We start from the raw sequence: 19,920 nt of genomic DNA on the forward strand, positions 1-19,920 counted from the left end.
GCGGGTTGCAAGTCACCCCGCAAGATTAGAATGCGGCGGCCGCCCCACATTTGGATAACGCCGCTCCGGCAGTTTCGATGGTCATGTTTTACCGCACCTGCGCCAAATTCGAAGTGCGTTTCAAGCAAGCTTCAAGACCACTTTGCTGCAGTTGCGAGCATATCGCTTCCCGGCGCATCATTAAAATCAGGCTCTTAAGAATTAACCTTGCGTTTTTTTCAAGAAAACTTGTTCTTTTCGCACTTGCACAAAAACCGGTATGACGGCATATCTCCTCTTGCCTTTTAGGCATCCTCTCCCAAGACTTTTTAAGCCCGGTTGGTTCGCCAGCCGGGCTTTTTTCTTGTCTGCCTCCCGCTCTGTGCGGACACCATAGCCTTTCTCGCTCATTGCATGTCTGTGACCCGTCCCCATCTTCGGGGCCGATTGAATGACACTTTGCGAGGGAGATAGCTCCACATGGCCGATGCTGACGCTGCGACGGCGGTAGACGAAAAAACAGTCCGGTTGCAGGTGGCTGCCGCCCGGCAGGAAGAAAGCGGCCATGGCATCGTACGCATGCCCCGCTCCGCCTTTCAGGCCCTGGGCATTACCGAAGGCGATCCGGTCGAAATCATCGGCAAGCGGGCGACTGTGGCGATTGCCATGTCGGCTTACGATGAAGACCAGGCGATCGAAGTCATCCGGCTCGACGGTCTTCAGCGCGGCAATGCCGAAGTCGGATCGGGCGAGCACGTTAAAGTGAAGGCCGCCGAATCGCGCGCCGCCACGCGGGTGGTATTCGCTCCGGCCAATCGCGACATGCGTTTGCAGGGACCGGCACAGGCTCTCAAGCGCAACTTTGCAGGCAAGCCGCTCATGGCAGGCGATCTGGTGGCGACGACCGGCCAGCAGCCGGTGCAGAATATGCCTCCCGAGGTGCGCCGTATGTTCAATGCGCCTGCCTATGCGTTGACGCAGATACGTCTCTCCGTCGTGTCGACGAGCCCTAAGGGCATCGTCCACATCGACGAGAATACCGAAGTGGAGTTGCGCGCCGAGTTCGAGGCTCCGCGCGATGCGCGCGCCGTCGTCAACTATGACGATGTCGGCGGCATAGAGGACACCATTCAGGCGCTGCGTGAAATGGTGGAGCTGCCATTACGCTATCCCGAACTCTTTACCCGGCTAGGCGTCGATCCGCCGAAGGGCGTGTTGCTGCACGGCCCGCCAGGCACTGGTAAGACACGTCTGGCGCAGGCCGTGGCGAACGAAAGCGATGCCGAGTTTTTCACCATTAATGGCCCCGAGATCATGGGATCGGGCTATGGCGACAGCGAAAAGGCACTGCGGGAAGTGTTCGAGCAGGCGACCAAGGCCGCGCCTGCGATCATCTTCATCGATGAAATCGACTCGATCGCGCCCAAGCGGGACCGTGTTCCCGGCGAAGCGGAAAAGCGCCTGGTCGCTCAGCTGCTGACTCTGATGGACGGGCTGGAGTCGCGCTCCAACCTCGTGGTCATTGCGGCTACCAACCGGCCCGATGCGATCGACGAAGCGCTGCGCCGCCCGGGCCGCTTCGACCGCGAGATCGTCATCGGGGTGCCGGACGAGAAAGGCCGCCGGGAAATTCTCGGCATTCATACGCGGGGAATGCCGCTGGGCGACAGGGTCGACCTGACCGAACTCGCCAAGGCAACCTACGGCTTTGTCGGGGCAGACATTGCCGCGCTCACGCGTGAGGCCGCGATCGACGCCGTCCGCCGCATCATGCCGAAGATCGATCTCGACGAGCGGACCATTCCGCCCGAAGTGCTCGACGAGCTCTATGTGGGCCGTGAGGATTTCCTCTCGGCGCTCAAGCGGATCCAGCCCAGCGCCATGCGCGAGGTTATGGTCCAGGTTCCGAATGTGGGCTGGGACGATATCGGCGGCGTCGGCGAATCGATCTCGAAGCTCAAGGAAGGTATCGAGCTTCCGATGAAAAACCCCGAGGCCTTCCGGCGTCTGGGGATCCGGCCGGCAAAGGGTTTCCTTCTTTATGGCCCGCCGGGCACCGGCAAAACCTTGCTGGCCAAGGCTGTCGCCAAGGAAGCAGAAGCCAATTTCATCTCGATGAAGTCGAGCGATCTCCTCTCGAAATGGTACGGCGAAAGCGAACAGCAGATCGCCCGCATGTTCAAGCGCGCGCGGGCAGTGGCCCCTTGCGTCGTCTTCATCGACGAGATCGACAGCCTGGTGCCCGCCCGCGGGTCCGGGCAGGGCGAACCTCAGGTGACCGGCCGGGTGGTGAACACCATCCTTGCCGAGATGGACGGACTGGAAGAGCTGCAGTCGGTGGTCGTGATCGGCGCAACCAACCGTCCGACGCTGGTGGACCCTGCTCTGCTCCGGCCAGGTCGGTTCGACGAGCTGGTCTATGTCGGCACTCCCGACAAGGCTGGCCGCGAGCAGATCCTCGGCATCCACACGGCGAATATGCCGCTGGCTGCGGACGTCAGCCTGACGGACATCGCTGGCAAGACCGAGCGCTTCACCGGTGCCGATCTGGAAGACGTGGTTCGCAGGGCGGGTCTCAATGCCCTGCAGCGTGCCGGTGGTGACGTTCAACAGGTTACCGGACCTGACTTCGAGGAAGCGCTCAAGGACAGCCGCGCCACGGTGACCAGCAAGATGGAAGCCGAATACAAGAAGATGCGTGGCGAGTTGAAGAAGCGGGCGGCCGAAGTGCAGCCGATCGGCTTCATCCACGAAGGCATGCTCGAGCCGACACGCGACCGGAAGCATGGCAATGCCGAAGGTTGATTAATTGCCCATCGCGCGCTGATTTGCCGCTTCCACTTCGAGACGGTGGCGGATCAGCGCGTCGGGCTGGTTCTTGCGCAGCCAGGCCACCATGTGCTCCCGTGCTTCGCAGCGCAGGGTGAAGAGATCGCCGATCGTATCCGCGCTCATGGATAGCCGCAGTTCGATGCTTTCGGGATAGGCTTCGGTCATCAGCAGCGCCAGATTGCGCCCGTCCCACAGCGGATGCGCCTTCACGAAGCGTTCGAATTCCTCGCGGATAGGCTCAACTTCGGCGGCCGGATCGAGATGCAGCATCACCGGGCCGGTCAGCTTTTCGCTGACGCGCGACCAATTCTCGAAACTCTGATCGAGGAAGCGACTGGTGGGTACGACCATCACGCGTTCGTCCCAGGTTCGCACGGTGACGAAGCTCATGCGGATTTCCTCCACCCGGCCGGCCTGCCCGTCGACCTTGACGAGATCGCCGATGCGGAGCGGCTGCGTTAGGGCCATCTGCAAGCCCGCGATAAGCGATTTCAGCGCTGGCTGCGCTGCCGCGCCGACGGCGAGGGCCGCCAGACCGGCGGAGGCCAGCATCGTAGTGCCCACATCGCGCACACCCGGAATATTCACCATGATAAGCGAAATGGTGATGATGACGATCGCCACCCGCGCAGTGCGCGATAGGATCGCGATACGGGTGCGGTATCCGCGATGCAGGACCTCTTCGCCGGTAACCGCCAGCTGCGCCTCGTAACCCGCGGCCAGCCCCTTGACGAAGGAGAAGGCCACCCAGCCGATGACGGCAGGCATGAGATACCGGATCAGCGTATCCCACCCGTCGCCAATCAGCGCGTCATTTTCTGCGGCAATGGAAATGCCGAACGCAATCATCGCCCAGCGCATTGGCTTGCGGATCTTGGCGACGAGAGTGTCGTCCACCCTGCTGGCCGATGCGCGGGTGACCCGGCCGAGCAGCTTGAACACGATCCAGTGCAGGGCCAGCGCCAGGAAAGTGGCTACTCCCAAGGCAATCGCTGTGTGGATCAGGCCTTCGTAGGAAACCGGCCAGTTCTGGGGATAGTACCGCTCGAGCATCGCCTACGCGATTATTGACCTTGCTCCGTGGTGGCAAGGCTTGTGCTTCTTTCCACCTGCGGCAGAGTGATCCTGACCGTCAGGCCGGTCGGAGTGAAATCCCGCTCCACGCTTCCCCCAAACTGGCGCGCCGCGCTTTCCATAAGCAGGCTGCCGAAGCCCTTGCGGTCGGGCTCGCCTTCGATCTCGGCGCCGCCCTCGCTCCAGACCAGTTCGACCGCGTCGCCCACCCATTTCCAGCTCACATCGATCCCGCCGCCATGGGCCCATGCGCCATATTTGACGGCATTGGTCGTCAATTCGTGAAGCACCAGACCAAGCGGTGTGATCCGCTTGGCCGGCAGCAGGACTTCCGGCCCATCGATCTGCGCCGGTTGGGTCTGCGAACGATAGGGCGCGAGCGTCGTCTCGACCAGCGCCTCGAGCGATGCGAGCTCGCGATCGAGCGCGCCCTGGCTTACCTCATGTGCGGTCAGGAGCGCCCGGACGCGTTCGGAAATGGCATCCGTCACCGGCTTGGCCTCCGGCTTGTCACGCGCGCTCATCTGGATGATTGCGAGCACGACAGCGAACAGGTTCTTCACCCGGTGATTGAGTTCGCGGGCGAGCAGATCTGCACGGTCGCGCGCTTCGCCCACTGCGGCGGCCTGCGCGGCTTCCGCTTCTGCGCGGGCGGCGCGCGATACCAGTCGCGAACCGAAATAGATCGCGATCACCAGCAGCGCGATCAAAGCGGCAAGCAGCGGCAGTACGCGCCCCTCGAGGCGAGCGGTGTCCTGCACCTGACTGGAGAGCAGCTCGCGTTCGATATCCTCCATCTCGTCGAGCGCGCGGCGCAACCGTTCCATGGTCTCTTGCCCCTGGTCGCTCAGGATCGCGCGCCGGGCTTCCAGCAGCTGCCCGTCCTCGAGCAGCACGACCGTATTTTCGAGTTCGGAGAACTTGGCTTTGGAAAGCATGCTGATCTGGTCCAGCAATTCTTCCTGCCGCGCCGTCACGTCGTCTCCCAGCAGGTCTCGCACCCGGCGCAGGGCTGGATCGATCTGTTCCCGGCCAGCCTGATAGGGTTCGAGATAACGGCGGTCGAGCGTGATGAGATAGCCGCGCTGCCCGGTCTCGCCGTTGAGCGCGGCGGTTTCCACGCGCTTCAGTTCCTCGATCAGCTCTGCGGTCCGCCCTGACTGCTGGCGCTGCGAGCGCTCGGCTTCGACGGTCTGATAGACGAGGAAAATGAGCGCCATCATTGCGGCGCCGATGATCAGCAGCACGATGGCATTTGGCAGCTTCAAGCCAAGTGGCCTCTTCGGGATATCCATCACTAGTGCGCCGCCCCCCAGCTCTTGCCGGTACCGATGTCGATGCCGAGGGGCACCGACAGATCGACAGCGGGCCGTGCCGCACCTGCCATCACCCGCTCGATGACCTGCGATGCTGCGTCGGCATCGGCTTCGGGTAATTCGAAGACCAGTTCGTCGTGGACCTGCAGCAGCATTCGGACATGGCCGAGGCCAGCCCCCTCAAGCGCCGGCCCCATGCGCACCATGGCCCGTTTGATGATGTCGGCGCTGGTGCCCTGGATGGGCGCATTGATCGCCGCGCGCTCGGAACCGGCGCGTTCGTTCGGGTTCTTCGAATTGATCCGGGGGAACCATGTCTTGCGGCCGAACAGCGTCTCCGAATACCCTTTCTCGCGCACGCTTTCGAGCGTGTGGAGGATGTATTTCTGGATGCCCGGGAAACGCTTGAAATACGTGTCGATCATCGCCTGCGCTTCGTCGGGTTCGACCTTCAGGCGGCCGGCGAGGCCCCAGCGCGAAATACCGTAGAGAATAGCGAAGTTGATCGTCTTGGCGCGGGCTCGCGTATCGCGGGTGACTTCGCCGAACATCTCGCTGGCAGTGCGCGAATGGATGTCCTCGCCCTCCTCGAACGCTTCGCGAAGCGGACCGACATCGGCCATGTGTGCAGCCAGGCGCAGTTCGATCTGCGAATAGTCGGCCGCGAGCAGGATGTTGCCTTCATCCGCCACGAAGGCTTCGCGGATCTGGCGGCCGATTTCTGTGCGGATCGGGATGTTCTGGAGGTTCGGATCGGTCGAGGACAGGCGCCCGGTCTGCGCCCCTACCAGGCTGTAGCTGGTATGCACTCTGCCGGTCAGCGGATTGATGGCCTGTTGCAGCGCATCGGTATAGGTCGATTTCAGCTTGGTCAGCTGCCGCCATTCCAGCACCTTGTCGGCGATTTTCGCGCCGTCACCGGAGAGGCGTTCGAGCACTGACTGGTCGGTCGAATACTGCCCGCTCTTGCCTTTCTTGCCGCCCTTGTGGCCCAGCTTGTCGAAGAGGATTTCGCCCAGCTGCTTGGGGCTGCCGACGGCGAATTCCTGCCCGGCGAGCTCGTGGATTTCGCCTTCGAGCCGCGCGGTTTCGGTGGCGAATTCTTCCGACAGGCGCGCGAGCTGTGCACGATCCACCTTGATGCCGTGACGTTCCATTCCCGCCACGACGGGGACCAGCGGACGATCCACCCGTTCGTAAACCCTGGTACCTCCTTCGAGCGGGAGGCGGCGGCGCAAATGCTTATAGAGGCGCCAGGTCACGTCGGCATCTTCGGCGGCATATTCGGTCGCCTTGTCGAGCGGTACCTCGCCGAAAGGAATTGCCTTCTTGCCGGTCCCGCAGACGTCCTTGAAGCTGAGGCATGTGTGGCCGAGATGGCGCTCGGCCAGTTCGTCCATGCCGTGTCCGCCGCCGATACCCGCTTCGCTCCGACCCGCGTCCAGCGCGAAGCTGATGATCATCGTGTCGTCGATCGGTGACACCTCGATCCCGTTGCGCGAGAGGACATTGAGGTCATATTTGCCGTTCTGGAATATCTTGAGCACCGCATCGTCTTCCAGCAGCGGTTTCAGCATTTCCAGCGCCGCCTTCATCTCGACCTGGTCGGGTCGTTCGGCGAACATGTCGCTGCCGCCATGGGCGAGCGGGATGTAGCAGGCATCATTGGGTCCCAGCGCAAGGCTGATGCCGACCAGATCGCATTGCATGCAGTCGAGCGAGCTGGTTTCCGTGTCTACGGCCACCACCCGCGCTTCGCGGGCCCGGTCGATCCAGGATTGCAGGCGCTCAGCGGTCTGGACGCATTCATAGGCGCTGCGATCGACGGCGGGCATGTCGGGCAGGGGCTGGGCGTTGCCTTCGGCGCTGGGCTCGCTGCCCGCTGTTTCCTGCTTCGGCGGATTGAGATCGGTTGCGCGGTTGGGGCTGCCCGTGCCCGATTCCAGGCGCCGCAGCAGGCTGGTGAAGCCGTGCTTTTCCAGGAACGCCGCGAGCGGTTCGGAAGGCACACCGGCGAGCTTCATATCCTCGAGATCGACGGGCAGGCCGCAATCTTCGCGCAGGGTGACGAGCACCCGGCTGAGCTCGGCATTGGCCCGGTGCTCGATCAGGCGTTCCTTGAGCTTGCTCTTCTTCATGCCCTCGGCCGCATCGAGCGCGGCGGTCAGATCGCCATGTTCGGCGATGAGCTTGCTCGCCGTCTTGGGGCCGACGCCGAAGATGCCGGGGATGTTGTCGACCGAATCGCCCATCAGCGCCAGCACGTCGCCCACCTTTTCGGGCGGCACGCCGAACTTTTCCTCGACCTCCTCGATGTAGATGCGCGCGCTTTTCATCGTATCGAGCATGTCGATCCTGGCGCCGTCTTTCTCACCGACCAGCTGCATCAGATCCTTGTCGGAAGAGACGATTGTCACGTCCCAGCCCTTGGCCTGCGCGGCGCGAGCATAGGATGCGATCATGTCGTCGGCCTCGACGTCGGGCTCCTCGATACAGGGGAGGCTGAAGGCGCGGGTGGCGTCGCGAATCAGCGGGAATTGCGGCACCAGATCCTCTGGCGGATCGGGGCGATTGGCCTTGTACTGATCGTAGATGTCGTTGCGGAAACTGTGGCTCGATTTGTCGAGAATGACGGCGAGATGCGTCGGACCGTCTGCCTTGTCGAGATCGTCCGCCAGCTTCCACAGCATGGTGGTATAGCCATAGACCGCGCCGACCGGCGTGCCTTCCGGATCGGTCAGCGGAGGAAGCCGGTGATATGCCCTGAAGATATAGGCCGAACCGTCGACGAGATAGAGGTGCTGCTTGTCTGCCATCGCATGGGGCACTAGCAGCCAGCCGCGCGGATGGGGAGCGCCAAGGGGAGGAAAAAAGATGAAAGTAAAAATGGCGTAAATGCGCGGGATTGCGGCAAGATCATGGCAGATTGGGGCAAAAAGGCTTGCAGTGCCACAATGTCGCCACTATTTAGACACCGTAAGGCCGGATTTGGATGGCCTTGCGCGGGGATGGAGTTCCTCTCCGCATTCAGAACTCGCTGTTTAAGGATTTACCATTATGCGTAAGATCGCACTCGTCGCTGCCGCTTCGGCCGCTGCTCTCTCGCTCGCTGCTTGCTCGGAAGCAACCGAAGATTCCGCTGGCGACACCGTTGATTCGGCTGCTGCCGACACCGAAGCCAACATGGAAGCCGCTGGCAACACCATGGAAGAAGGCGCTGCTGAAATGGAAGCTGGCGCTGACGAAATGGCTGCCGACGCTGACGCAGCTGCTGCTGAAGTCGAAGCCGACGTTCAGGACGAAACCACCGCAGAAGCTCAGGCCGACTAATTCGGTTAGCTTTGCGGAACGGTTCACCGTTCCAAAAAAGAAGGGCGGTGCCGGATGGCGCCGCCCTTTCTTATAGGTCCTGCCACTTGGTGCGAGACCATGCTTCGAAGGCAGGAAAATCTAGCCGCCGTAATCGGCATCCGCCCAGACGCGGCCATCAGCCTTACGGTCGGCAAAGCCGCGGTATAGCGCGCCGGTGATCGTCGAGATGCGGGCGTCGCGCATTTGCCGCGCTTGGAGCTTCCGGCTCCGGTCGCCATTCTCGACCGCCATCGAAGGGCTCTGCCCGGTGACATAGATCGCAACAGCAACCGCGCGGCCGTCGGGCGTGTGGAAGATCCCGATGTCGCTCGCGGTGCGGGCAAGCGTGCCGGTCTTGTGCGCCAGGCCGGCGCTGGTCGGCAGCGCAGAGCGCATTCTCTTCTTGCCGGTGGTGGTGGCGCGCATGGCGTTCATCAGGACGCCGCGCGAAGAGGCGCTGAGCCACTTGCCCTGATAGATGCCCGCCAGAAGCTGGCCCATGGCGCGCGGGGTGGCGCTGTCGCGGAAATCCGAGGCGGATGCGGGATCGACGCGCCCGTCTTCGCGCACCAGCGTCGCAATATCGCGGGTCAGTTGGAATTCGGTGATCCCTGCGCCGCGCATCCATTCATTGACGGCCTGCGGGCCGCCGACCGCGTTCAGCAGGGCATCGGTGCAGGCATTGCAGCTCTTGCTGATCATCAGGTCGAGATGCTGCTTGCCGGACAGAAAGGCGCCGCCCGGACGCGGGAGCCGCCATTCGCTGGTCAGGCTCCATTTCCCGGCATCGACACCGGCGAGATAGGTGGCGGCGATGGCCACCTTGCTGGTGCTGGCCATGGGAAAGCGCTGATCGGCCAGAACGCCGACTTCGTGCCCCGTGGTGAGGTCGATGGCATAGACCCCGATGCGGCCCTGCGAGCCTTCCGCGAGTTGGGAAATGCGCTGGCCGAGCGGATCGTCATATACCGCTTCGTATGTCTGCGGGGTCCGCGCTTCGGTCCCCAGAACCTGATCGAATTGCGCAGTATATCCTTGCGCATTGGCGATGGCGGGCAGGCCCAGAGCGAGTGCCCCGGCTGCCAGCATGTTCCCGAGTTTTCTGATCCGCATGGCTATCCCGTTACCAAATCGATGGTTTTCAGGACATTAACGATATGTGGCGAAAAGGTGCAAGCACTGCCGCGACGAATTGTGTCGCGGCAGCGCTGGAGATACTATCGGCTATTAGCGGTGAAGAGCCGATTTCTTGCCCGTATCAGGCCGCAGCAATGGCCTTTTCGATGCGGTCTGTTGGTTCTCCGGTCATCGTCTTGTCGATTTCTCCGACCAGCCGTTTTTCGAGTTCGGAATGATAATGGCGGCGCATTTCGCCCAGGGTCTTGGGGTCCGCGATCACCAGCAAATCGTTGATTTCCCCAGCGACCGCCTTGGCATTTAGCCATTCCGCCGCCGCTGCGCCGTGGGCGAGTTCGTTGAGATCGGTGGCGCCGTGACGCTGCCCCATATCGTCCTGATGCTTGATCCCGGCGCTGAAATTGGTGGCTTCGAGATCGGGTTTCTGGGCGCCTTCCAGCTTGGGTTCGAAGGGCTGGCCGGTGTTCTGCATGACGGTGAAATTCTCGCCATCGACGATTGCGACATGGGCCTTGTGCGGCAGTTTCATGGATGTCTCCTCCAGTAATTGGGTCTCGCGCAACCAACGGCCAGTGTTCCGAAATGGTCCCCGAACACCCTCTTGATCGGATGGAGCGGGCCCGGAACCCGGCAGATCGTCCATGACGTTCGCAGATTGTCCGGTTGACCCGGCGGCGAAGCTGAGTCTTGATCGCCCGCATCAATCTTGGGGACCTGTTTCATGACCAATCTGTTCCGCGCCGCTGCCTGCGGCCTGCTGCTTTCCACTTCGAGTGTCGCGATGGCGCAATCCGCCCCCATCGTGCTGCCGGGCGCGCCGGGAGAAGCGCCGCGGGTGATCGGCGAGGCGGAAGCCATCGCTCTGTCCGACACGCGCTATTCGCCCGCCGACGTCCGTTTCATGCAGGGCATGATCGCGCATCACCAGCAGGCGGTCGACATGGCGCGGCTGGCGCCCGATCGCACCAATAACGATGCCATCCTCAAGACCGCCGACCGGATCGAGGCGGGCCAGCGCGACGAGATGACATTCATGCGCGAATGGCTGGAGCAGCGCCGCGAACAGATCGCCATGCCGCATTCGATGCATACCGCGGCGCATGGCATGGGGCTGATGAAGGGCATGGCCACGCCCGAGCAGATGACCCAGCTGGCCGCATCGAGCGGCACCGCTTTCGACGAGCTGTTCCTCCAGCTGATGATCGCTCATCACAAGGGCGCGCTCGACATGGTTGACGAGCTGCACGATGCCCCCGGCAGCGCCTATGAACCCGTCCTGTTCGAATTCACCAACGATGTGGTGACCGACCAGCAGGCGGAAATCGACCGCATGAATTCGGTGCTGGCCGAACTGTCCCGCGATCCGCGCGCCACGCTGGCCGCGGGCTTCCGCGATGCGGGCGAGGCGATCCTGAACCTGCGCCTCGTCGCCGCGCAGCCCAAGCCCGCCGGGTTCTTCGATCCCCAGAACCCCGCGCAATTGCAGCCGCTGATCGAGAAGGACGAGGACGAGAAGGAAGGCAAGGCCAAGTCCCCGAGGGCCGAAGCCGCGGCGGCAGAGGATGCCGAGGAGGAAAAGCCCCAGTTCGGCAAGCGCGGCTCGCTGCTCGATTTCGCCAATACCGACATCGCCTTTGCGGGCGATCTGATGGTGGCGGGCAGCTATCACGGCTTCAACGCCTATCGCCTGGGCACGGACGGCGTGCCGCAGCTGGTGTCCTCCACCGTCTGCCCCGGCGGGCAGGGCGACGTGTCGATCGTCGGCGATCTGCTGATCATGAGCGTGCAGGACAGCCGCGCCCGGATCGATTGCGGCCTTGAAGGCGTCGCCGGCAAGGTCAGCGAGGAGCGCTTCCGCGGCCTGCGCATCTTCGACATTTCGGACATCACCCGCCCGCGCCAGGTCGGGCTGGTGCAGACCTGCCGCGGCAGCCACACCCATTCGATCGTCAGCGCCGACGAGCGCCGGATCGTGGTCTACAACTCGGGCACCAGCTATGTGCGCGATAACGAGGAGCTGGAAGGCTGCTTCGACACCGCCGGCGATGAAACCGCCCTGTTCAGCATCGACGTGGTCGAAATCCCCGTCGCCAATCCGTCGGCGGCGCGCATCGTCGACAGCCCGCGCGTCTTTGCCAAGGACGGCCAGATCGCGGGCCTGTGGCGCGGCGGCAATCACGGCGAAGGCACGCAGGAAACCTTTGTCACCAACCAGTGCCACGACATCACCGTGTTCCCGGCCAAGAATCTGGCCGCCGGTGCCTGTTCGGGCAATGGCATCATCCTCGACATTTCGGACCCCTTCCAGCCCAGGCGCATCGACGATGTGACCGACAAGGGCTTTGCCTACTGGCATTCGGCCACCTTCAACAACGATGGCACCAAGGTGCTGTTCACCGATGAATGGGGCGGCGGCGGGCGGCCGCGCTGCCAGGCGGGCGATCCCGCCAATTGGGGCGCAGATGCCTTCTATGCGATCGAGGACGGCAAGCTGAGCTATCGCGGCATCTACAAGCTGCCCGCGCCGCAGAGCGACAAGGAAAACTGCGTCGCGCACAATGGCTCGATCATCCCCGTGCCGGGGCGCGATATCTTCGTGCAGGCATGGTATCAGGGCGGCATTTCGGTGATCGACTTCACCGATGCCAGCAACCCGTTCGAAATCGCCTATTTCGACCGCGGGCCGGTGGACAAGGACCAGCTGGTAACCGGCGGATACTGGTCGGCCTATTGGTACAAGGGCCGCATCTACGCGACCGAGATCAGCCGCGGCCTCGACATCTTCGCGCTGGAGCCGAGCGAGTTCCTCACGCCCGAGGAAATCGCCGCAGCCGAAGCGGCGCAATATGAAGGCGGCGTGTTCAACCCGCAGACCCAGACGCAGGTCACCTGGCCCGCCGAAGTCGTCCGCGCCGCGGAGAACAGCCGCAAGGGCGGGTGAACCGTTCTTCCCCTGGCGGAACAAACAAGCGACCGCGGCAGTAGGACTGCTGCGGTCGTTTTGTATCCGCAATCGGGGGAAATGAATGAAAGCGCCTAAAGCCGTGGGCAAGGTTATCCTTGTCCTGCTCGTGATCCTGTTAGCGGCAACGCTGGTTTCGCTGTGGGGGACCAACCGGGGTTCGGTCCGTATGCTCGACATGATGCGCGAACCGATGATCTATCTGGCCGCATTGCTGGGCACGATCGCGCTGTTCATGGCGCGGGCCCGAAAGTGGATTGCGCTAGGCCTCGCAGCAGGCGTGATCGCCATCAATCTGTGGCGAATCTGGCCCTATACCTTCCTTGCCTCGACACAGGTGCCCTTGCCCGAGGAAGTCGACGGGATGAGCTGTGCGCGCGTGCTTTCCTTCAACGTTCTTCAGCCGAACGATCGCTATGCCGAAACGGCCAGCCTGATCCAGCGGGTCGACCCCGATATCCTGCTGCTGATGGAAACCAATGAGAAGTGGATGGCCGAGCTGGAGCCGGTGCTTTCAGGCTATGGTTACCGGCTGGATCGCCCGCTGGAGAACAAATACGGCATGGCCTTCGCCACACGGCTGGAAGTCGACCGGGCGGAAATGATCGCCAACACCAGCTCTAACACGCCCACGCTCTATGCCACCTTGCGCATGGGCGACGGCGCGCGCTTCGAACTGATCGGTCTGCACCCGCGCCCGCCGCTGCCCGGTGAAAGCACGGCCAAGCGCGATGCCAATATCGCCCGCGCCGGTGCCAGGACGCCCGATGCGCTGTCCAACGTACTGGCGATTGGCGATTTCAACGATGTGCCGTGGTCGCGCACGACGCAGAAATTCGCACAGGAAGGCAAGTTCTCCGACCCCCGCGCGGGCCGCGGCAGCTTCGCCACCTTCCCGGCGGATTACGCGCTGGTCGGCTGGCCGCTCGACCAGATCTTCGTGCGCGACGGGGTAAAGGTGGAAGAACTGGCCATTGGCGACGATGTCGGCTCCGACCACCTGCCCCTGATCGCCCGCGTCTGCGTCGACCCGCAAAGCAGGGATGCCGATTTGGAACGGGTTCATGCGCCGAAGCGCCCAGAACCACGCGCGCAGGCCGAGCCACAGGGCGGCGCCGGCCATAACGATCTCATCGGGGGAGTTTCGGGTTCTCAGGATGGGTCTGGGGTTCCCCAGTGACTTGTGAGAGGGGGGGTATCGGCGCCCTTGTTTCCAAGAAGCGCTCAGTGGAGTTCAGGCGCAAGCAAGCCTTCTGCAAGCATGCGGAAGGCCTCTTGCGCCTTCGGCAGCATCGTCGCAGGATCGTCGCAGGACGCGAGCCAGAGTGCCGCGTTGAGTGCGGCACCGTTCAGCAGCCGTGATGCGGCCTCAATATCGACTGGCCTCAGCACTCCCTGGTTCACAAGGTGTGTGATTGCCTCGCGGGTGGCGTCGAGGCAGCGGTTCTGGCTGGGCCAGAGCGCCGGGTCGCCCAGCACCGCTGGACCGTCGCGCAGGACGATACGCTGCACTTCGGGATCGAGTGCCATTTCAATGTAAGCTCCGCCTTCGGCCAGAAGCGCCGCCCATACGGATCCCTCCTGTTTCGCAATGGCGCGCGCACGATCAGCCATTTCCGCGTCGATCTCGTCGACGACGGCCGCGAACAATCCCTTCTTGTCGCCGAACTGATGGTAAAGCGCCCCGCGCGTGAACCCCGCCGCGGACGTCAGGTCATCCATCGATGTCTCGAAGAAGCCCTTGTCCGCAAAGGCCGAACGAGCGGATCGCATTAACTTTTGACGCGTCTCTTGCATCGTTTCGGCGCGGGTTCGTCTCGGCATTCTGTCTCAATCCCTTTTCTTCATCTTCCCGTTGACATACGCCGCGTATGTGAACATATTTCAGATACACAGCGTATGTGGAATTCGGATCGCGAGCAAGCCGCTCGCAGCCGTACCACGAATGATGGCTACTCTCCTGCCGTCAGATCGGGAGATCTTCTTTTCGTGTCTGGGCAGGTTGGAAGTCGTGAAGACGGCTCACCCGAGGCTTCCTTTCCTGATCAGGTCGAACGCGCGTTCAGGAACCTTGAGGCCGTGCTGGACGCGGCTGACTGCAGTTTCGACGACGTGATCGACGTCACGACCTTTCACACCGATCCCGAAGCACAGCTTCCAGACGTCATGGCCGTCAAGGAGCGTTATTTCCCCGCTCGGCCGTTCCCGGCCTGGACCGCCGTCGGTGTGACTTGGCTTGCCGGCTTTGACTTCGAGATCAAAGCCGTCGCGCGTCTCCCTTCCACGTGATCTTTTGGGATCTTCTACTGTCCATGGTGCGCGACCAAGTTCTTGATGGCTTGGGCTGGCTTGTCGATGACAACCGGGTTGCGGAGCTTTCTGGTCGCAAGTAGCCAGGGCAAATGAAATTCTGCCGGAAAGCACAGCTTGGCTAGACCATCATATGGCCCGCGCGGCTCCCACCGAAACTGGCGGGCGACCAAGAAGCTTTCGCCTGAGTTCTCGCCGCCGATTTACCTTCTAAAATTCCTGCAACGGGAAGGCCTGATGCCTTTTATCCGCAGGTATGGGATTTCAGTGGTTCCCTATCGACCAGGTCTTGTTGTCTTGGTCCCGCCAGACGGATTCCGCTCGGATAGAAGCAGGCGATTGGCCGAACATATTATCCGCACCGATAGCCTTCGGCCACTCCTGCGGCTTGCCATAAAGATCGTGCGTGCCCGGTATCCTCAAGGCCACCGGTCGTAGCGGCCTTCAGGTGCCCGCAGCTCAGAACGACGCGCGCAGGCCGAGTAGCAGGGCGAGGCCGTCCGGGTCTTCTCCGGCTGCGCGGGCGAGGTCTGCCGTTTCGCCCAGCTTCGCTTCGTAGCCCACGCCCACATAGGGGGCGAATTCGCGGGCCAGTTCGTAGCGCAGGCGCAGGCCGGTCTCCAACCTGGTGAGGCCGGAGCCGGTCTCGCGCTCGGGAATGTCCTGCGCGGCGAGTTCGAATTCGGCGCGCGGCTGGAGGATCAGGCGCTGGGTGAGCTTGTAGTCATATTCGCCCTCGATCCGCGCAGTGAGATCGCCGCGGTCGGACAGGAAGGCCGCCGCGTCCACATGGAACATGTAGGGCGCAAGGCCCTGCACGCCGAGGACGAGGTGGCTGCGCGTCTCCGGCTCCAGATCGAGCCGCGCCCCGGCCTGCAGATCGAACCACGGGCCGATGGCATGGCCCCACAGCGCCTGGATTTCGGCATCCTCGACGCCGCCGCCGCTCCCGCCACTCCTTCCGCCGAACGCGCCTTCGCCTTCGGACTTGAGGACGAATTTGCCGATATCGCCCCCGTACCAGCCCTGCACATCCCACAGGAAGGCGTCATGGCCATCGGCAATACGCGCTTCGAGCCGTTCGGCCATCAGCGTGCCGGTTTTCATGTCGCCGTGGGTGGCGCGGTTGGTCTCGCGCGCCTGCGCCATGGTGGCCGCGCCGTAAATGGCATCGGCAGCGTAGAGCGGGCCTTCGAAGGCCGCGGGCGGGGGTGAGGCACTGGACAGCTCGCCCATTGGGTGCGCCGAGTGGTCCATGGGCATGGTGCCTGCCTGAGGCGCGGCGGCATGGCCGGAATGGTCCATCCGGGCGTGGCCGTCATGGCCGGCCATGGGTTGATATGGCTCGGGCGCCTGCTCTTGCTGCTGGTGCGCGGAGTGGTCCGGCATGGTGTGGCCGGAATGATCTTGCCCATGATCTGCTGCGTGATCCTGGGCGGCCAGCGGCGCGGCCGACAGCAGCAGTGGGAGGATCACCGGCGCGGCGAGGGCGGTGCGCGCGCTCATGCCTCGTCCTCCGGCGCGGGGAAGGGCCGCACGGTGACGGTCTGCATCATCCCGGCGTGCATGTGGTAGAGCAGGTGGCAGTGGAAGGCCCAGTCGCCCGGCTCGTTGGCGGTGACATCGAAAGTGGCGGTGCTGCCCGGCTGGACGACGACCGTGTGCTTGAGCGGCTGGTTCATCATCCCTGCGCCGTTGACCAGTTCGAAGAAATGGCCGTGCAGGTGGATGGGGTGGGCCATCATCGTGTCGTTGACCAGCTTGACCCGCACGCGCTCGTCATGAGCGAAGCGGATCGGATCGTCGTTCACGGCGGAGAATTTCCGGCCGTCGAAGCTCCACATGTAGCGCTCCATATTGCCGGTGAGGTGAATCTCCAACTGGCGCGTGGGCATGCGATGCGGATTGGCGCGCGCGGCCCTGAGATCGGTATAGCGCAGCACGCGGTGATCGACCGTGTCGAGGCCGAGGCCGGGATAATCCATCCGGTCCATCGGCATGGGCGCGACCATGTCGAGGCCGGGGCCGACCTTCACATCCTTGGGCAGGGTGGAGGTATCGCGCATCGAATGGTCCATGCCGCCGTGATCCATCGAACCGTGGTCCATGGCCGGTGTGCTCGCGGAGGCTGTGTGGTTCATCGCCCCATGATCCATGGAAGCGTGGTCCATCCCCGCATGGTCCATCCCGCCATGCGCATCCTCCTTCATCGCGCCGCCATGGCCGCCGTCCATCGCGCCCATGCCCATATCGGCCATGGTCAGCGTGACCGGTTCGCGCAGCGGCGGCAGGGCCGCGCGCGTGCCCGCGCTCGAGGTGAGCGAGGCGAGGCCCATGCCGCTGCGGTCCATGGCTTCGGCCACCAGCGCATGGCTGCCCGCGGGCGGTGCCACGATGACATCGTAGGTTTCCGCCACGCCGATCTGGAACTCGTCCACCTCCACCGGCGCCACGTCCATGCCGTCGGCCGCGATCACTGTCATCGGCACGCCGGGAATGCGGACGTTGAAGAAGGTCATCGCCGAACCGTTGATAACGCGCAGCCGCACCCGCTCGCCCGGCGTGAAGAGATATTCCAGCCCGTCCATCGGCCCGTGACCGTTGACGAGGAAGGTGTAGGTGGAACCCGTGACATCGGAAATGTCGCGCGGATTCATGCGCATGCCGCCCCACATCAGCCGCTCGTCCGCCGGCATGTCGCCATCCGTCGCGGTCTGCATCTGGTAGTTGAAATAATGTTCGCCCACCTTGAGCTTCCGCGCGATCTCATGCGGGTGCATGGCGCTGAATTCGGACAGCAGCACCACGTAATCGCGGTCGTAACGCGGATCGGGGGTGGCGCTCTCGATCACGATCGGGCCGTAATGCCCCGCCTGTTCCTGCAGCCCCGAATGGCTGTGCCACCAATAGGTGCCGCTCTGCCGGATGGGAAATTCGTAAGTGAAGGTCTCCCCCGGCCGGATACCGGGGAAGCTCACGCCGGGGACGCCGTCGAACTGGAAGGGCAGCAGCAGGCCGTGCCAGTGGATCGAGCTGTCCTCGTCCAGCCGGTTGGTCACATCGATGCGCAGGTCCTGCCCTTCGCGCAGGCGCAGCAGCGGGCCGGGAACACTGCCGTTGACGGCGACCGCATGGCCTTTGCGCCCGCCGACCGTGACGTGGTGCCGGTCTATCGTCAGCCCGATCCGTTCGCCCGACACTTCGCCGAAGCCCTGCCGGGCGTGCGTCAGGCTTTCGCCCCGCGCCCAAGCCGGAACCGCAAGCCCCCCGGCAGCCAGCCCGGCGGAACCGGCCATCGCCGAACCGAGCAGGAATTTACGCCGCGAAACGACCGGGGAAGGACTTTCTTTGCATATCATGGCATTCTCATATTATACCCCCGGGGAGTATTCAATGGAGATTGCCGCATGGACCCGAACAAGGCCGTATTGAACCGTCTGTCGCGGATCGAGGGACAGGTCAGGGGGCTGGCGCAGATGGTGGAGGAAGACCGCTACTGCATCGACATATTGCAGCAGTTCCAGGCGGTGAAGGCCGCGCTGGCCAAGGCCGAGACCGAGATCCTCAAGAACCACGCGGCCTGCTGCGTCGCGGAGGCCATCGCTTCGGGCGATGCGGAGGATCAGCGGCGGAAGTTCCCCGAGCTGGTGGATCTGTTCGCCAAGGCCAAGGCATGATCAAGGGCGGCCTGCTGGCGGCGTTCGTCCTCGGCCTCGCGGTCCCCGCTACAGTGCTGGCGCATGGGCCGCAGGGGCATGAAAAGGAGGCGGCGCAAGCCTCGCCGGAGGAGGAAGCCGCGCAGCCGGTGCCCCAGCAGCAGAAGCCTGTGGAACCGGCCGCCAAGGGCACAGGCGCTGCGGTAGAGACGGAACAGCTGGAGCCGAGCCGCATCCCGCACTTCCTGACCAATCTCCACCCCGCGACGGTTCACTTCCCCATCGCGCTGCTGCTGTTCGCGGCTTTCGCCGAACTGCTGTCCATCGCGCGGCCCGGCGGCCGCAGCCGGGCGGCTGCCGATATCGCGGCGGCGAGCGGAGGCATCGCGGCGAGCGTGGCCGCCCTGTTCGGCTGGATCCACACGGGCCTGTGGCTGGGCGGCGGAGACATCATGCAATGGCACCGCTGGCTGGGTACCGGGCTCGGAGTTCTCGGGCCCGTGATCGCACTCCTCGCCCTGCGGAAGGGTGAACGCCGCCTCATGCTACGGCTGCTCCTCGGCCTGTCGGCAGCGGCGATCGTCGCGCAGGGCTGGCTTGGCGGCGAACTGGCCCACGGGTTCGGGCATCTTTGGGAATGACGGCAAAGGAGACAGGGAAAATGCAGGACAACAGCACGCCCCGCGAAGGCAATTACAAACGCTTTATGGCGATGGTGGGCACATCGACCGTGATCATGTTCGGCCTGATGTATCTCAACACCTATGCGCTCGATCATGTGATGTGGAGCGAGACGCGGTTCTGGATAATGTTCGTGATGGGCGCGGTGATGGCCATCGTCATGCTGCTGTTCATGTGGGGGATGTACCGCAACACGGCCAAGAACTGGATCATCATCGGCGTATCGGTGGTGACTTTCGTGGTGGCGCTGTTCCTCGTCCGCAGCCAGGAAACCGTCTATGACGAGGAATGGATGTCGGCGATGATCCCGCATCATTCGATCGCCATCATGACCAGCGAACGCGCCCATATCCGCGACAAAAGGGTGCAGGAACTGGCCAACAGCATCATCACCGCCCAGCGCAAGGAAATCGCCGAGATGAAATGGCTGCTCGGCGATATCGAACGCAACGGCATCGCCGCGACCGCGGAAGAGGCGGCCATCCGCCCGGTCCCGAAGTTCGAAGGCCATCTCAACCCGGACGGCGGCGCCACGCCCTGAACGGCGCAATCCCGAACAAATAAAAAGCCCGGCAGGATCGCTCCCGCCGGGCTTCTTTATTGTGCCTGTCGGCTGGTCGGT

General features: G+C 63.3%; 17 protein-coding genes. 8 read left to right on the plus strand and 9 right to left on the minus strand.

The window, feature by feature from the left end; all coding sequences use genetic code 11:
- Positions 1–201 precede the first annotated feature (201 nt).
- Positions 202–390, minus strand: a complete 189-nt coding sequence (locus ACI2I1_RS13465; protein ID WP_404679505.1) for a hypothetical protein — start codon at positions 388–390, stop codon at positions 202–204.
- A 69-nt stretch (positions 391–459) separates the two neighbouring features.
- Between ACI2I1_RS13465 and ACI2I1_RS13470 the strand changes: the two genes are divergently transcribed.
- Entirely contained in the window at positions 460–2,784 is a 2,325-nt protein-coding gene (locus tag ACI2I1_RS13470) for a CDC48 family AAA ATPase (protein WP_404679506.1), read from the plus strand.
- Here the strand turns inward: ACI2I1_RS13470 and ACI2I1_RS13475 are convergent, their stop codons facing one another.
- The 3 genes from ACI2I1_RS13475 to polA are packed head-to-tail and all read right to left on the minus strand — an operon-like array spanning position 2,785 to position 8,017.
- Positions 2,785–3,864 (minus strand): mechanosensitive ion channel family protein, encoded by a 1,080-nt coding sequence (locus tag ACI2I1_RS13475; protein ID WP_404679507.1) that lies wholly within the window; start codon positions 3,862–3,864, stop codon positions 2,785–2,787. It abuts the gene before it with no gap.
- An 11-nt stretch (positions 3,865–3,875) separates the two neighbouring features.
- Positions 3,876–5,153 carry a sensor histidine kinase gene (locus tag ACI2I1_RS13480; protein WP_404679508.1) on the minus strand — a complete coding sequence of 426 codons (1,278 nt, stop codon included), beginning with the start codon at positions 5,151–5,153 and terminating at the stop codon, positions 3,876–3,878.
- Positions 5,154–5,182: 29 nt separating this feature from the next.
- Positions 5,183–8,017, minus strand: coding sequence for a DNA polymerase I (polA, locus tag ACI2I1_RS13485; RefSeq protein WP_404679509.1), 2,835 nt, complete (start codon positions 8,015–8,017; stop codon positions 5,183–5,185).
- 241 nt (positions 8,018–8,258) lie between these two features.
- On the opposite strand from polA, the gene ACI2I1_RS13490 reads away from it, so the two are divergent.
- Positions 8,259–8,531 (plus strand): hypothetical protein, encoded by a 273-nt coding sequence (locus ACI2I1_RS13490; protein WP_404679510.1) that lies wholly within the window; start codon positions 8,259–8,261, stop codon positions 8,529–8,531.
- Between the two features lie 120 nt (positions 8,532–8,651).
- Here ACI2I1_RS13490 and ACI2I1_RS13495 read toward each other — a convergent pair whose 3' ends face one another.
- Complete coding sequence (locus tag ACI2I1_RS13495; protein ID WP_404679511.1) at positions 8,652–9,665, minus strand: serine hydrolase; 1,014 nt, start codon at positions 9,663–9,665, stop codon at positions 8,652–8,654.
- A gap of 145 nt (positions 9,666–9,810) precedes the next feature.
- The gene (locus ACI2I1_RS13500) at positions 9,811–10,218 is read right to left on the minus strand and encodes a host attachment protein (RefSeq protein ID WP_221543580.1); all 408 of its coding nucleotides are present in this window, start codon (positions 10,216–10,218) and stop codon (positions 9,811–9,813) included.
- 192 nt (positions 10,219–10,410) lie between these two features.
- Here ACI2I1_RS13500 and ACI2I1_RS13505 point away from each other — a divergent pair, with 192 nt between their 5' ends.
- Positions 10,411–12,630, plus strand: coding sequence for a DUF305 domain-containing protein (locus tag ACI2I1_RS13505; RefSeq protein ID WP_404679512.1), 2,220 nt, complete (start codon positions 10,411–10,413; stop codon positions 12,628–12,630).
- An 85-nt stretch (positions 12,631–12,715) separates the two neighbouring features.
- Positions 12,716–13,831, plus strand: a complete 1,116-nt coding sequence (locus ACI2I1_RS13510; protein ID WP_404679513.1) for an endonuclease/exonuclease/phosphatase family protein — start codon at positions 12,716–12,718, stop codon at positions 13,829–13,831.
- Positions 13,832–13,875: 44 nt separating this feature from the next.
- On the opposite strand, the gene ACI2I1_RS13515 is transcribed toward ACI2I1_RS13510, so the two are convergent.
- The gene (locus tag ACI2I1_RS13515; protein ID WP_404679514.1) at positions 13,876–14,475 is read right to left on the minus strand and encodes a TetR/AcrR family transcriptional regulator; all 600 of its coding nucleotides are present in this window, start codon (positions 14,473–14,475) and stop codon (positions 13,876–13,878) included.
- 75 nt (positions 14,476–14,550) lie between these two features.
- Here ACI2I1_RS13515 and ACI2I1_RS13520 point away from each other — a divergent pair, with 75 nt between their 5' ends.
- Positions 14,551–14,940: a RidA family protein gene (locus ACI2I1_RS13520; protein ID WP_404679515.1), complete on the plus strand. Its 390-nt coding sequence runs from the start codon at positions 14,551–14,553 to the stop codon at positions 14,938–14,940.
- 480 nt (positions 14,941–15,420) lie between these two features.
- Here ACI2I1_RS13520 and ACI2I1_RS13525 read toward each other — a convergent pair whose 3' ends face one another.
- A complete protein-coding gene (locus ACI2I1_RS13525) occupies positions 15,421–16,467 on the minus strand; it encodes a copper resistance protein B (RefSeq protein WP_404679516.1) in 1,047 nt (348 codons plus the stop codon).
- Complete coding sequence (locus tag ACI2I1_RS13530; protein WP_404679517.1) at positions 16,464–18,320, minus strand: copper resistance system multicopper oxidase; 1,857 nt, start codon at positions 18,318–18,320, stop codon at positions 16,464–16,466. Before ACI2I1_RS13530 ends, ACI2I1_RS13525 begins: the two co-directional genes overlap by 4 nt.
- A 48-nt stretch (positions 18,321–18,368) precedes the next feature.
- Between ACI2I1_RS13530 and ACI2I1_RS13535 the strand changes: the two genes are divergently transcribed.
- From ACI2I1_RS13535 to ACI2I1_RS13545, 3 genes are read left to right on the plus strand one after another with little or no spacing between them, the layout of a single operon-like run.
- On the plus strand, positions 18,369–18,638 hold the full coding sequence (locus tag ACI2I1_RS13535; protein ID WP_404679518.1) for a metal-sensitive transcriptional regulator: 270 nt from the start codon (positions 18,369–18,371) through the stop codon (positions 18,636–18,638).
- Positions 18,635–19,258 (plus strand): DUF2231 domain-containing protein, encoded by a 624-nt coding sequence (locus ACI2I1_RS13540; RefSeq protein WP_404679519.1) that lies wholly within the window; start codon positions 18,635–18,637, stop codon positions 19,256–19,258. Before ACI2I1_RS13535 ends, ACI2I1_RS13540 begins: the two co-directional genes overlap by 4 nt.
- Positions 19,259–19,278: 20 nt before the next feature.
- Positions 19,279–19,839: a DUF305 domain-containing protein gene (locus ACI2I1_RS13545; RefSeq protein ID WP_404679520.1), complete on the plus strand. Its 561-nt coding sequence runs from the start codon at positions 19,279–19,281 to the stop codon at positions 19,837–19,839.
- Positions 19,840–19,920: the final 81 nt, after the last annotated feature.

The organism is Qipengyuania sp. NPDC077563 (assembly GCF_044901345.1).
Classification (GTDB): Bacteria; Pseudomonadota; Alphaproteobacteria; order Sphingomonadales; family Sphingomonadaceae; genus Qipengyuania; species Qipengyuania aestuarii.